Genomic DNA, 12,912 nt, shown 5'->3' with positions numbered 1-12,912 from the left:
GCGCGGCGCAAATCCTCCCCTTGCAGGGGAGGATTTTGAGGGATTCACCGCAATCTCATGCAGCGCTCCCCCCTGTTCGTCACCCCGGACGTGATCCGGGATGACGGTAGAAGCACGCAGCCGTGCGTTTACTCCGCCGCCAGTTTCGCCGCGTCCTTCATATCCTCGTCCGCCTCGATCAGCGCCGCATCGCCATATCTCGGCAGCGCCTCGATCTCGTCGATGGTTTCCAGGTCGCGCTTGCCGGTCTCGATGTTGAGCGCGGCGAACTTGCGGCCGGTGGACAACACGTTGCGTTCGAAGCTGCCGACGAACTTGTTGTAATGCCCCACCGCGCTCGACAAACCAGAGCCGACGCGCTTCAAATGTTCGGCGGAGACCGCGAGCCGGTCGTAGAGTTCCTTGCCAAGTTGCCCGATCTGCTTGGCCTCTGCCGCCAGCCCTTCCTGCCGCCAGACGCTCGCCACGGTGCGCGCGATCGCGACGAGATTGGTCGGCGTCGCGAGCAGCACCTTCTTGTCGAACGCGTGATCCCACAGCGACGGGTCGTGCTCTAGCGCAGCGGAGAGAAAATGCTCCCCGGGAACGAACATGATCACGTAATCGGGCGCGTCGGAGAACTGGTCCCAATAGGCCTTGCGCGACAGGCCATCGATATGGGCCTTCATCGAGGCGCAGTGCGCCGCAAGCGCGATCTTGCGCGCGCCATCGTCGTCCGCGCCGAACGCGTCCTGATAGGCGTTGAGCGAGACCTTGGCGTCGATCACCAACGAGCGGCCGCCGGGCACCTTGACCACCGCATCGGGACGCAGCCGTCCGTCCTCGGTATCGAGGCTGACCTCCATCGCAAAGTCGGTGCGTTCGGCCAGACCGCAGCTTTCGAGCACGTTGCGCAGCTGCTGCTCGCCCCAGCGCCCGCGCGCCTTCGGCGCGTTGCGCAGCGAATTGACCAGCCGCGCGGCTTCGGCCTGCACCCGGTCCTGCCCGGCGCGCATCTGCTCGATCAGCCCGGTGAGCGTGCCATAGGCCTCGCTGCGAGTCGCCTCGATCTTCTGCACCTGCTCCTCATAGGTCTTGAGCCGCTCGCCCACCGGCGCGAGCAGGGTGCGGATCTTCTCCTCGTTCTTCTCTTCCGACTGCGCGAACCGTTCGTTCGCACGGCGCAGGAACGCCTCCTGCGCCTCACCGAGCAACTTGTTGCCGACCTCGCCGAACTGCTGCGTCAATTGCTCGCGCGCCTCGACCAGCTGGCGGATCTGCTTTTCGTGGTTGGCCGCGTCTGCCTTCATCGTCGCGAGTTCGCGTGCCGCGGCGGCGTGGTCGGCGCGCAGGGTATCGAGCCGGGCGGCCAGATCGTCGGCCTGGCGCGCGCGTTCGGCGGCGGCAGCGAGTTGTCCCGAAAGCGCGGCGTTGTCGGTGCGCACCGCCTCGAGCCGCAGCGACAGGTCATCGGCGAGCTTTGCCCGCTCGCTCGCGCCCGCCAGATCGCGGATCGCGGCATTGAACTGCTCCTGCAGCGCCTTGAGCGACGCCTGCGCCTCCTCGCGCTCGGCGCGCGCCTGCGCGACGGGCTTGCCGCCCAGCCACCAGCCGATGGCAAGCCCTGCGATCAGTGCGACGACGATGATGACTGCGACCACGGGGTCCATGCTGCAACTTTCCGATCGGGGTATTGAGAACGAAAAGCGAACCTAAAGCGCGGGGAGGTGGTTGGCAATGCTCGATGGGGTTGGGAATCCACAATTCCGTTTTCCGGCGAAAGCCGGAATCCAGAGCGGCCATGGCGCGACATCGGGCTGGATTACGGCTTTCGCCGGAAAACGGAGAAACGGAACACTGTAAAACCCCGGCCGTCCCGCGCACGCGGGACTCCCGCTTTAGTGGGACGTCGGCGCAAAAGCGGGACCCCCGCGTGCGCGGGGGTGACGATGAAGTTCACGCTAAAACCGAGGCCGCTCAAGCCGCCTTGCGCAGCTTCTCCAGCCGCTTCAGCACCATCTGGCGCTTCAGCCGCGACAAATGGTCGATGAACAGCACGCCTTCGAGGTGGTCCATCTCGTGCTGCAGGCAGGTCGCCATCAGGCCGTCCATCGCCTCTTCGTGGACCTTGCCGTCAAGATCCTGCCAGCGCGCGCGGATCGACGAGGGGCGTTCGACGTCGGCGTACTGGTCGGGCACCGACAGGCAGCCCTCGTTGTACAGCGTGTAATCGGCCGAGGGATCGAGAATCTCGGGGTTGATGAACACGCGCGGGGTCTTCACCGGTTCGCCGTCCTCGCCCTCGTTCTGCAGATCGATCACCAGCACGCGCTTGGGCACGCCGACCTGGATCGCGGCCAGGCCGATGCCGGGCGCGTCGTACATCGTCTCGAACATGTCGGCGACAAGGGTGCGCAAGTCGTCGTCGAACGTCTCGACGCGGGTGGAGACGGTCTTCAACCGCGGATCGGGCACTTCAAGGATAGGACGGATAGCCATGTCGCCCAGATATGACTGCAACGCGGCCCGGTCAAGGGATCGCGGCGCAGGCGACCAGCGTCAGCCGCGGCCAAATCCGCGTTGCGCGCCCATCGCCGCTGCCGCCATCGGGTTGCGGCGACCGAAGGTGCGGCGTTCGACCAGCGGATTGGCCTCCTTCTCGAGCGAAGTCAGCGACAGCCGGAAAACGTCGCGCAGGCCGACGATATCCTCGAGCAGCTCGTCGGGCTCCTGCTGGGCCTCGACGCAATGCCGCGCGATCATCTCGATCTTTTCGGCCAGCATCGCCAGCTGCTCGGCGCCGAACTGCCAGGATTCGCCCTTGAGCGTGTGCGCGGGCAGCACCAGCTTCGCCGCGCTCCGCTCGCGCATGGCGTCTTCGATCGCATCGACCGACTTGGTGCCATCCTCACGAAAATAGCCCAGGATGCGGACGAAATCGGTCCCCAGCGCGGCACGCGTTTCGGCAAAGGTCGACCAGTTGACCAATGGCGCCTCTTGATACGACATGCTGCAATCTCCCGTCGTGCCCCCCACGGCACTGCGCGCGCAAAATAAACCGACACTGGTAAATGAAGTCTTTCAATCACCAACAAGGATGCAATTAACTATCGGCAAACCGACGAATTGATCCCAGTTACGCATCAGTCCTTGGCGAACGGGTTCTTGGGCGCGCGATAGGTCAGCCGCACCGGCACTGCGCCAAAGCCCAGATCGCGGCGCAGGCTGTTGATCAGATAGCGCGAATAGCTTTCGGGCAGCTCGTCGACCCGGGTGCCGAAGATGATGAAGCCCGGCGGACGCACCTTGGCCTGGGTCATATAGCGCAGCTTGATCCGCTTGCCGCCGGGGGCGGGCGGTGGATTGGTCTCGACCGCCATCTCGAACCAGCGGTTGAGCTGTCCGGTGGAGACGCGGCGCGACCAGGCGGTGCGGGTCTCGAATGCGACCTTGATCAGCGTATCGATGCCCTTGCCGGTGATCCCCGAGATGGTCAGCACCGGCACGCCGCGCAACTGCGCGAGCCCTTCGTCGAGCGCGGCCTTGATGCCGTTGAACAGGCTCGAGGCATCCTCGGCCACGTCCCATTTGTTGATCGCGATGATCAGCGCGCGGCCTTCCTTGAGCACGTTGTCGGCGATCTTGAGCTCCTGCAACTCCAGCCCCCGCGTCGCATCGAGCAGCAGCACCACGACCTCGGCATAGTCGATCGCGCGGCGCGCATCGGCAACCGAAAGCTTCTCGAGCTTGTCGACGACCTTGGCCTTCTTGCGCATGCCTGCGGTGTCGATCAGCCGCACCGCGCGCGAAGGTGCCCCGTCGGCGGGCTGCCAGGTCCAGTCGATCGCAATCGAATCGCGGGTGATCCCGGCTTCGGGACCGGTGATCAGCCGGTCTTCGCCCAGGATCATGTTGATCAGCGTCGATTTGCCCGCATTCGGGCGCCCGACGATGGCAAGCTGCAGCGGCGCTGCCTCGAGCGCGTTTTCATCGACGGTCTCGGCATCAAGGTTGACCGCAGGCAGCTGGGTGGCATCGTCGCCGCCTTCGTCCCAGTCCTCGATCAGCGGGCGCAAGGCGTCGAACAGTTCGGCCATGCCAACGCCATGCTCGGCGCTGAACGCGATCGGCTCTCCCAGCCCCAGCGAATAGGATTCCATCAGCCCGCCGTCGGCAGCGCGGCCCTCGGCCTTGTTGCCCATCAGGATGATCGGGGTGCGGGTGGTGCGCAGCCAGCGCGCGATTTCCTCGTCCAGCGGGGTGATGCCGGCGCGGGCATCGAACACGAACAACGCCGCGCGGGCGGTCGCAACCGCCTGCTCGGTCTGCTTGCGCATGCGCCCGGGAAGCGTCTCGGGGTCCTCGTCCTCATAGCCTGCGGTATCGACGATCTGGAAATGCAGGCCCAGCAGCTCGGCCTTGCCCAGCCGCCGGTCACGGGTGACGCCGGGCTGGTCGTCGACCAGCGCCAGCTTCTTGCCGACCAGACGGTTGAACAGGGTGGACTTGCCGACATTGGGCCGGCCGATGATGACGATTTCAGGTAACATGCCCACGCCTGTATCGCGGAAGAGAGACTTTGTCTCCCCCCGCGATTGAGAAGCGTGGCTTAGCGACGATCAACGCCAGGCGGTGATCGTCCCGCTGTCGTCCAGAACATACAGCGTGTTGTCGGCAACGATCGGCGGAAGCGAGACCTTCTGCTTGATGTCGAACAGCATCGTGAAGCTGCCATCGGCCGGGTTGATCGTGCCGACCTCGCCTTCGGTGTTTGCAGTAAACAACCGGCCACTGGCCAGAACCGGACCGTTCCAGTAGACCTGGCCCGTCTTCTTCTTTTCGTTGCGGAACTGCTGCAGCTGGGTCGACCAGCGCACCTTGCCGGTGGCGCGCGCGATGCACAGCACGCGGGCATCGTCGGTCAGCACGAACAGCCACTCGCCCGCGATCACCGGGGTGGAAATCCCTGCGATGTTGAGTTCCCAGATGCGCTGGCCGGTGACCAGCTCGTACGCTGCCATGCGGCCGCCCTCGCCCACCGCATAGACGCGGCCGCGATCTATGATCGGGTCGGCATCGATATCGGTCAGCGACGACACCGAGGTCGAGATGCTGGTGCGCGCAAGCGCATCGGACCACAGGTTGCGGCCGTTTTCATAGCGATAGGCGATCAGCTCGCCGCTCGAGAAGCCCGCGACCACGGTACCCTGGCCCGCAGCAGGCGCCGCAACGCCAAACACGCCGGCCTGGCCGAGCGATCCGCTCTGGTTCCACGCCACCTTGCCATCGGTCTGGTTGAGCGAGACGAGCTGGTTGTCCTGCGTCATCACGTAGACCGATCCGAACGCCAAAGTCGGCGCACCGCGCAGCGGGCCTGCCGGCTTGACCCGCCAGATTTCCGAACCGTCAGCCGCATTGAGCGCAGCGACTTCGCCGACGCCGTTGGTCGCATAGACCCGCGCTGCGTCCGCGCTGACGCCGCCGCCGAACACCGACGACGAACCGTCGCTGCGCGCCTTGAGCGCCACCGACCAGACCTTGGCACCGGTGGCGGTATCGAAGGCGTGGACCATGCCGTCGGTATCGACCGCAAACAGCCGCCCGCCATAGACCACGGGGGCCGCGGCCAGACGGACGCGCAGGCTCGATCCTGCGATCTTCGCGGTCCACGCGCGGGTCAGCGTGTCGCCGATCGTCAGGTGACCGGTCGCCTTGGTGGCGCTGCCGCCGGGCTGGCTCCAATTGGCATTGGTCACTGCAGGCGGCAGGATGATGGCCACGCCCGCGAGATCCTTGTCGACATCCGCGCCACTTTCCGCGCGGGTCAAAATGGAGGTGCGGTTGCCCACGGTGGGGGTAACCTTGGGCTTGTCGCCGCCGCCCAGCACGCCGCAGCCTGCCAGCGTCGCCGACAGCGCGAGAATCATTGCCCATTTGCCTTTGTGCATTGCCAGTCCAGCTCCCGAATCTTCAAAAGTGCATCATCAACGGTAGCGACCCGCAAAATCGATATTACTGTTCCGCAGCAGGCGCGGAAAGACCCGGCGCCGCCACTGCCTCGGCAACGCCCTGCGCCTTGCTGGGGTCGCTCACCGCATCCACGCCCATGACACCTGCCAACTGACGCGCACGTGAACGGATGGTCTCCGGCACTTGCTCGTCATCGGCGAGCTGCAGAAAAAGCGGCCCGGCAAGATCGGGCTTGTTCATCCGCATGTGCGCGATGGCGACCATCTCGCCCGCGCTGCCGAACCACGGATTGCCGGGCACCGCAAGCGGCCTCAGCCGGGCGATCACGTCGGCAGGCTTCAACAGGTCATATTCTGCCGCGGTCTGGCGGATCAGCGCCAGATTGCGCAAATGCTGCGGCAGGCTTTCGTCGGCGGCCACCTTGGCGAAGGTCGCAGCTGCGCCCCTGGGGTTGTCCTGCTGCTGCTGGATGCCTGCCGCCAGGATCTGCGAAACCGCGCGATAGCCCGGCTGATCCGCATTCTCGAGCGGCTCCAGCGCGTTGGCGGCGCCGGTCAGGTTGTTGTTGCGCACCGCGTCGAGCGCAGCGGTCAGCTCTTCGCCGCGCTCGCCTGCATTTTCGGACTTGGCGTGCTGGTAATAGAACCAGCCGCCCAGCGCGAGCAGCAGCGCCACGACGCCGATGACAATGAACTTGCCGTAATTCTGAACGATTCCGGCCATCTGGTCTTGGCGAAGGGCATCATCGACCTCACGCATGAACATGTTGTCACGCGCGGCATCTGCGCCCTTGTTAGGTGTCAGTGCCAATTGGGACTCCCTGAATCAATCCTGGTGCCGCAAGCGTTCGCTCCGGCTCAAGCTGGCGTCTTTACCCGCCGCAACGTGCAAAAGCCATGGCAAATTTGGGCTGGTTAACGCCGGTTTCAGAAGCGTTTTCTGAAACTCAGCGAGACGACGCGGCCCTGCGGATCGATGAAGCCAGGCTGATAGCGCAACGGCACGGTGCCGTCCTGCGTGGTCACGCGCTGCTGGGCGTTGAAGATGTTGTCGATCGAAAACCGCAGGCGACTGCCCGCGAGGAAAGGCACAGCCTCGGTCAGCGCGGGCTTGTTGTCGAAATTGACGAAGGTGCGCATGCCGAAGGTGGCGATGTCGTTGAAACGCAGATCGGTCGCGCCCGCCGCCGTGCCGCCATCGACCCGCGATCCGCTCTGGTAGTTGCCGGTAAAGCGCAGGCCCACGCCGTTGAGGAACAATCCGCCCTCCATCTCGACGCCATGGCGCGGCACGCCACCGCTCGAGCCGGTGGCAGAGCCTCCCAGCAGATCGAGGTCGGCAAGACCCGGACGGATGCGGATCGTCTCGGCAAAGCGCACGGTGTGATAGACCGAGATGTTCCAGCGGCCGCCGCGACCACCGGGACCAAAGCCCGGAGGTCCACCGCGGGGAGGACCGCCTGCCCCGGCACGCTGACCGCCGGCCGCAGCGCCTGGGCCACGCCGCTGGCCGTCGGGCGCTGCCCCCTCGCCGCGCGGTTGGCCGTCCGCAGGCGCCGCGCCGGGCTGACCATCGGCGGGCGGCGGACCGCCCTCGCCTCCGGGCGCCGCTGCCGGCGGAGCACCGCGAGCGCCACCGGCGCCGGGTCCGCGACCGCCACCAAATCCGCCCCCGCGCTGTTCGTCGCCGCCGATGCGCTTGGAAAAGTTGATGCCATAGCGCAGCCGATCGCTGGTCACGCGGTCATAGTTGATCGCGCGCTGGTCGATCGCGAGCAGCGACCCGTCGGCATCGCGGATGATCCGGTCGGGGAATGCCGCCTCGATCTCTGGCGTCAGGATCGGGAACGACGAGGTCGTGCCATAGCTGCGGTTGCGGATGAACTCGGCGAGGAAATCGAGCCCTTCGAGGAACGGCGGGCGATAGTTGAGCGAAATCTTGACGTCGCGACGCTCTTCGGGGGTCAGCAGTGGATTGCCGCCCGAGATGACCGTCGCGAGCACGGTCTCGTTGCGTGCCAGATCGAAGGTGCTGACATTGGGGGTGACGATCTGCGGATCGCCCAGCTGGCTGATTCCCGGCGCGGCCTCTTCGGCGATCAGCGAGGCCTGGAGCGTCAGCGTGTCGGTCGGCGACCAGTTGAGGCCGTAGCCGAAGCTGAGCAACCCGCCGGCATCGCTGAGCTGCCGATAGCCCAGATTGCCGTTGACCGAGAGCTTGCCGAACCAGTCGCTGGCATATTGGTCGACCAACGGCACGTCGATGTTGGCCGAGACGTTCGCCTCGCTGCGGGTCAGCGAGGTGCTGGCCTGTCCGGCGAGACGGCTGTCGGTCGAATCCTGCAGGCGGCGGGCAAATCCGCCGACCAGCGTCATGCTCACCGGGCCGGCGGGCAGATCGGCAAGCGTGCCGTTGACCGTCAGCTGGCTGTTGAACAGCTGGTTGCGGCTCTGCGCCGAATCGCTGATCAGCGCAGGCAGCAGCGTGCCCAGCGTCCCGGTGAACGGGTTGACCGGGTTAGTGACGCTCGAGATTCCCGCCTGCAGCGCCGAAACGTCGACCGCCTGGTCGATGATCGTCAGCGTATCGACGCGGGTATAGTCCCCGGTCAGCGACCACTTCCACGAGGCAGGCAGCACGCCATTGGCGTTGAAGCCCAGCGAATAGGTGTCGCTGTCGATGGTGCGGGTGATCGCACGCGGATCGCCGAACGCGGTGAGCAGCGACACATCGCGGCTGAACGGGGAGAACGGGTTGGTTGCCGGAATCAGCAGCGTCGCGGTGTTGAGGCCGAGCAACGATGTCGCGAAATTGTTGGTGTAGGTCGCGTTGACCTGCACATTGGTGTCGGGGCCCAGGTTGCGGATATAGGTCGCATTGGCCTGGATCCGGTCCGAGTTGGGAATGAGCGTGCGGAACTCGCCCAGATCGGTGGTGTTGGCAGGGTTGTTGAACGCCGACAGCGCGGGCGCCCCGGTGATCCCCTGCGGCACGCCTGCCAGCGTCAGCGGACGGCCCGCCAGCGCGCTCAACACCGGGTCGATCTCGCTCCCCGAGGCAAAAGGCGACGCGCCGATGTTGCCGCCCAGCGCGAACGGCGCGCTGCTGTCGGGCTGGATGATCCCGCGCTCGCTCTCGCGCAGGGCGGTCGCCATCTCGTATTCGACATCGACGATCAGCCGGGTGTTCTTGCCCAGCTTGGTATAGGTCGCCTCGAACTCGGTCGTGCCATAGCCGCCCTGGGTGGAAAGCCCGCCTTCGACCTCCGCGGCGATGCTCTGATAGTTGTCGACCAGGATGATGTTGATGACGCGCTGGTCGGGGCGGAAGCCGAACTTGAGCGCCAGCTCCTCGGGAAACACCTCGACCTTCTGGATCGCCTCGGGCGGCAGATCGCGGATCGCGCGGAAGCCCGAGACGCGTTGGCCGTTGAGCAGCACCACCGGGCCACCCGAGCCACGCCCGCGCGCGCTGCCGGTCTGCGGCGCGATCTGCTCGAGCAGTTCGGCAAGCGACGACGCGCCATAGCTTGCGACATCTTCGGCCGTCAGTTCGGCGACCGGGGGCACATCGGTCTGCACCGATCCGCGCAGCCGCTCTGCCCGCACCACGATGGTATCGCCGTCGTCATCGGGCTCGATATCGGCTGGCGCGGTGTCGGGGGTCTGCGCCTGGGGCTGGGTCAACGTCTGCGCGGCTGCATCGACCGCAGCGGCAAAAGCAGCGGGGCTGGCGGTCAGCGCCAGCAACGTCGTCAGCGAAAGGCCAAGCGCCGGGCGCATCAGCTGGGCCGGAGCGAGCGGGAACGGGCTGGTCGGGAGGCGCAGCGTTAGGGTCATGGGGGACTTATGCTCTTCTGTCTTGCAAGCGCCGTGGGGAACGGCATCGGGGGGAGAGATCGTGTTGCAGCGCAATATGATGCGGCGACCCACCTTAGCCAGTGCTGAATTGTAACAAATTTTAGCGAAGGGTTTTGAGACGGCGTGGCACGGGGCAGCAAGTCCCGTCTTTTCTTTTGCACGCTTTGTCTGTAAGGCGCGCTCACCTTTGCGCAGGGCATTCCCCGGAACAGCGGCGCATAACGTTGGTGCAAGACCTGCACTCTCGTCACAAGAACCACATTGCAGGGGCCGAATGGCAAAAGAAGAACTTCTCGAAATGCGCGGCCAGGTGGTCGAACTGCTTCCCAATGCCATGTTCCGGGTGAAGCTGGAAAACGACCATGAAATCCTCGGCCACACCGCCGGCAAGATGCGCAAGAACCGCATCCGCGTGCTGGTGGGCGACGAAGTTCTGGTCGAACTGACGCCTTATGATCTGACCAAGGGCCGGATTACCTACCGCTTCAAATGAGCATGGCGGCCATGCCCCATCTCATCCTCGCATCGGCCAGTCCGCGCCGCCAGCAGTTGCTGGCACGGATCGGTGTGACCGCCGATGCCATTGTTCCTGCCGATATCGATGAAAGCGCGCTCAAGGCCGAGCTGCCTCGCGTCTATGCGCGGCGGATGGCGGCCGAGAAAGCCGCGGTCGTGACCGCACTGCATCCAGACAGCGCCGTCCTTTCGGGCGATACCGTGGTCGCGGTCGGCCGCCGCATCCTGCCCAAGGCAGAGAGCGAGGCCGAGGCGCGGATGTGCCTCGATCTGGTCTCTGGACGCCGCCATATGGTGCTCAGCGCCGTTACGCTGACGCTCCCCGATGGCCGCAGCCTGCACCGACTGTCCGAAAGCACCGTCATTTTCAAACGCCTGCACGCCGACGAAATCGACGCGTATATCGCCAGCGGCGAGTGGCAGGGCAAGGCCGGCGGCTATGCCATCCAGGGCAGCGCCGAGGCGCTGATCCGCTCGATCGCGGGCAGTTACAGCGGCATCATGGGGCTGCCGCTGTACGAGACCCGCAGCATGCTGGTCACCGCCGGCCTGCTCAACCCCGCGCTTGCGAGTACCGCCACATGACCCACTGGATTTACGAAGCCGGCATCGGCGAGGAACGCGCGGCGCTGATCGAGCTGGGCCGGATCATCGAAGCGCGCATCCAGCGGAGCGATACGACGTTGGGCTGCGGCGCGGTCGTCGAAGGACGGCTGCTGGCGAAAAGCGCTGGCGGTCACCGCGCGCGCGTTGCGCTGGCCGCTGGTGGCGAGGCGATGCTGCAGCCGGTGCCGAAGGAGCTGAGCGAGGGCAAGACCGTGCGCGCCGAGGTGCTGCGCGAAGCCCTGTTCGAGCCCGGCACCGCGCGGCACAAGCCCGCCCGTCTGCGCGCGGTCACCAACGCCACGCCGCTCACTCCCGGCCCCACCCTGCTCGAGCGAATCACCGCCGATGGCCACGAGATCAGGCAAACCTCCGCGCACGGACCCGATCTGCTCGCGGAGGCGGGCTGGCACGAGGTTCTCGCCGAAGCCGAGACCGGCCAGATCGCCTTTGCCGGCGGAGCGCTGACCTTGTCGCCCACGCCTGCGATGATGGTGATCGACGTCGATGGCGACATCGCCCCGCGCGCGCTGGGCCTGGCCGCTGCGACTCAGGTGGCGCATGCGATCCGCCGCCATGGCATCGGCGGCGGGATCGTCGTCGATTTTCCCACGCTCGCCGACAAGGCCGACCGCAACGCGGTGGCGAACTATTTCGATGCGGCGATGACCACCCCGTGCGAGCGCACCGCGATCAACGGCTTCGGGCTGATGCAGATCGTGCTCAAGCGCACCCGCCCCTCGCTGATCGAGCTTTATGCCGCAGACCCTGTGCGCTGGCGATTGCTCGCCAGCCTGCGCAGTGCCGAACGCGATCAGGGCACGGGCACGCTGACGCTGGCATTGTCGCCGCCCGAATCGCAATTGCTGGCGCGCGAATGGTCGCTGGCGCAGGCCCTGGAGCAGCGCACCGGCCGCCCGGTTGCAGTCGCGCCGCAGCCCTCCTAGATACCCGGCATGGCCAATCCCCGCCCCTGCCCCTTGTGTCGCAAGCCCGCGCGCGCCGAATTCACGCCGTTCTGCAGCAAGGCCTGCAAGGATCGCGACCTGCTGCAATGGCTGGGCGAAGGCTATGCCGTCCCCGGCCCGGCGGTGGACGATCCCGATGCGGACTATGATTGAGGCTGTGATGATGCACAGCGATTTTGCTATGGACAAGTCCCGCCCCGCCTGCCTATAGGCGGCGCTCCAAATCGCCGGTGAGGCGATCGACGCCGCATTATGGTGCGGCCGGATGCCCGGGTAGCTCAGTTGGTAGAGCATGCGATTGAAAATCGCAGTGTCGGCGGTTCGACCCCGTCCCCGGGCACCACTTTTTCCCAGATCCTTCGCTCGTCGATCAAAGCTTGTTCTGCCTTCGCGCCGGCTTATGGTCGTGGCTTACGAAAGGATCAGGTCATGACGCTCAACGACACTCTGGTGCCAACCTATCTCCAGACGCTCGCCGCGCTGTCGGCATGGCTGGGCAAGGCCGCCGATCAGTTGCCCGAAGACAAGGCCGCAGCGATCATGAGTGCGCGGCTGGCCCCCGACATGTTCCCGCTGTTCACCCAGGTCTGCTTTGCCTGCGTCCAGGCGCAGGAGGGCATGGCCCGGCTCCGGCAGGAGGACCCGCCCGCCTCGGTCGACACGTTGCGCAACAAAGGGCTCGACGCCGGATCGGGCGCGCAGACCATTGCCGATGCACAGGCGGTGATTGCCGATACGATTGGCATCGTCGAAACCGCCTCTGCCGAAACCCCCGAATTGGCGCCCGACACGGCGGTCGCGCACGCTTTGCCCAACGGCATGGTCTTCGATCTCACCGCCGCGCAATACGTCCGCGACTGGGCGATCCCGCAATTCTATTTCCATCTGATGGCGGCCTATGCGATCCTTCGCGCCGAAGGTATCGCTCTGGGCAAGGCGGATTATGCAGCGCACATGTTCGCTTTCATCCGACCCGGGACGATGCCCCAGCCCGACTGATCGGCTGCCCGCATGGG

At 65.7% G+C, this 12,912-nt stretch carries 12 protein-coding genes and 1 tRNA gene; 6 read left to right on the top strand and 7 right to left on the bottom strand.

Features of this window, described 5'->3' with window-relative positions; all coding sequences use genetic code 11:
* Window positions 1–128: 128 nt before the first annotated feature.
* The 7 genes from rmuC to ACK4R0_RS07150 all read right to left on the bottom strand — a co-directional run bounded on the left by rmuC (window position 129) and on the right by ACK4R0_RS07150 (window position 9,788).
* Complete coding sequence (rmuC, locus tag ACK4R0_RS07180; RefSeq protein WP_409672359.1) at window positions 129–1,649, bottom strand: DNA recombination protein RmuC; 1,521 nt, start codon at window positions 1,647–1,649, stop codon at window positions 129–131.
* A gap of 307 nt (window positions 1,650–1,956) precedes the next feature.
* Window positions 1,957–2,478 carry a peptide deformylase gene (def, locus tag ACK4R0_RS07175; protein WP_409672356.1) on the bottom strand — a complete coding sequence of 174 codons (522 nt, stop codon included), beginning with the start codon at window positions 2,476–2,478 and terminating at the stop codon, window positions 1,957–1,959.
* 60 nt (window positions 2,479–2,538) lie between these two features.
* Window positions 2,539–2,988: an Hpt domain-containing protein gene (locus ACK4R0_RS07170; protein ID WP_409672353.1), complete on the bottom strand. Its 450-nt coding sequence runs from the start codon at window positions 2,986–2,988 to the stop codon at window positions 2,539–2,541.
* Between the two features lie 134 nt (window positions 2,989–3,122).
* Entirely contained in the window at window positions 3,123–4,529 is a 1,407-nt protein-coding gene (gene der / locus ACK4R0_RS07165) for a ribosome biogenesis GTPase Der (RefSeq protein WP_409672351.1), read from the bottom strand.
* 69 nt (window positions 4,530–4,598) lie between these two features.
* Entirely contained in the window at window positions 4,599–5,906 is a 1,308-nt protein-coding gene (locus ACK4R0_RS07160) for a PQQ-binding-like beta-propeller repeat protein (protein ID WP_409672348.1), read from the bottom strand.
* 85 nt (window positions 5,907–5,991) lie between these two features.
* Window positions 5,992–6,759 carry a tetratricopeptide repeat protein gene (locus ACK4R0_RS07155; RefSeq protein ID WP_409672345.1) on the bottom strand — a complete coding sequence of 256 codons (768 nt, stop codon included), beginning with the start codon at window positions 6,757–6,759 and terminating at the stop codon, window positions 5,992–5,994.
* 116 nt (window positions 6,760–6,875) lie between these two features.
* On the bottom strand, window positions 6,876–9,788 hold the full coding sequence (locus tag ACK4R0_RS07150; RefSeq protein WP_409672342.1) for a TonB-dependent receptor: 2,913 nt from the start codon (window positions 9,786–9,788) through the stop codon (window positions 6,876–6,878).
* Window positions 9,789–10,083: 295 nt separating this feature from the next.
* Between ACK4R0_RS07150 and infA the strand changes: the two genes are divergently transcribed.
* From infA to ACK4R0_RS07120, 6 genes are all read left to right on the top strand, one after another.
* Window positions 10,084–10,302: a translation initiation factor IF-1 gene (gene infA / locus ACK4R0_RS07145; RefSeq protein WP_010162480.1), complete on the top strand. Its 219-nt coding sequence runs from the start codon at window positions 10,084–10,086 to the stop codon at window positions 10,300–10,302.
* A gap of 11 nt (window positions 10,303–10,313) precedes the next feature.
* Window positions 10,314–10,910: a Maf family protein gene (locus ACK4R0_RS07140; protein WP_409672340.1), complete on the top strand. Its 597-nt coding sequence runs from the start codon at window positions 10,314–10,316 to the stop codon at window positions 10,908–10,910.
* Window positions 10,907–11,875 (top strand): ribonuclease E/G, encoded by a 969-nt coding sequence (locus ACK4R0_RS07135; protein WP_409672338.1) that lies wholly within the window; start codon window positions 10,907–10,909, stop codon window positions 11,873–11,875. Before ACK4R0_RS07140 ends, ACK4R0_RS07135 begins: the two co-directional genes overlap by 4 nt.
* Window positions 11,876–11,884: 9 nt before the next feature.
* Window positions 11,885–12,049 carry a DNA gyrase inhibitor YacG gene (locus ACK4R0_RS07130; protein WP_409672335.1) on the top strand — a complete coding sequence of 55 codons (165 nt, stop codon included), beginning with the start codon at window positions 11,885–11,887 and terminating at the stop codon, window positions 12,047–12,049.
* A 114-nt stretch (window positions 12,050–12,163) separates the two neighbouring features.
* Window positions 12,164–12,239, top strand: a tRNA-Phe gene (locus ACK4R0_RS07125).
* Between the two features lie 86 nt (window positions 12,240–12,325).
* Complete coding sequence (locus tag ACK4R0_RS07120) at window positions 12,326–12,895, top strand: DUF1993 family protein (protein ID WP_409672333.1); 570 nt, start codon at window positions 12,326–12,328, stop codon at window positions 12,893–12,895.
* The last annotated feature ends 17 nt before the right edge of the window (window positions 12,896–12,912 follow it).

The organism is Blastomonas sp., from assembly GCF_046294995.1.
Lineage (GTDB): Bacteria > Pseudomonadota > Alphaproteobacteria > Sphingomonadales > Sphingomonadaceae > Blastomonas.
Note: the sequence above shows the minus strand (reverse complement) of the source record. Positions and strands in the feature narration are given on the sequence as shown.

Excerpts from the sequence above, each read along its gene's own strand:
- rmuC (WP_409672359.1), bottom strand. The coding sequence starts at position 1,649 with ATGGACCCCGTGGTCGCAGTCATCATCGTCGTCGCACTGATCGCAGGG.
- def (WP_409672356.1), bottom strand. The coding sequence starts at position 2,478 with ATGGCTATCCGTCCTATCCTTGAAGTGCCCGATCCGCGGTTGAAGACC.
- ACK4R0_RS07170 (WP_409672353.1), bottom strand. The coding sequence starts at position 2,988 with ATGTCGTATCAAGAGGCGCCATTGGTCAACTGGTCGACCTTTGCCGAA.
- der (WP_409672351.1), bottom strand. The coding sequence starts at position 4,529 with ATGTTACCTGAAATCGTCATCATCGGCCGGCCCAATGTCGGCAAGTCC.
- ACK4R0_RS07160 (WP_409672348.1), bottom strand. The coding sequence starts at position 5,906 with ATGATTCTCGCGCTGTCGGCGACGCTGGCAGGCTGCGGCGTGCTGGGC.
- ACK4R0_RS07150 (WP_409672342.1), bottom strand. The coding sequence starts at position 9,788 with ATGACCCTAACGCTGCGCCTCCCGACCAGCCCGTTCCCGCTCGCTCCG.
- infA (WP_010162480.1), top strand. The coding sequence starts at position 10,084 with ATGGCAAAAGAAGAACTTCTCGAAATGCGCGGCCAGGTGGTCGAACTG.
- ACK4R0_RS07140 (WP_409672340.1), top strand. The coding sequence starts at position 10,314 with ATGCCCCATCTCATCCTCGCATCGGCCAGTCCGCGCCGCCAGCAGTTG.
- ACK4R0_RS07135 (WP_409672338.1), top strand. The coding sequence starts at position 10,907 with ATGACCCACTGGATTTACGAAGCCGGCATCGGCGAGGAACGCGCGGCG.
- ACK4R0_RS07130 (WP_409672335.1), top strand. The coding sequence starts at position 11,885 with ATGGCCAATCCCCGCCCCTGCCCCTTGTGTCGCAAGCCCGCGCGCGCC.
- ACK4R0_RS07120 (WP_409672333.1), top strand. The coding sequence starts at position 12,326 with ATGACGCTCAACGACACTCTGGTGCCAACCTATCTCCAGACGCTCGCC.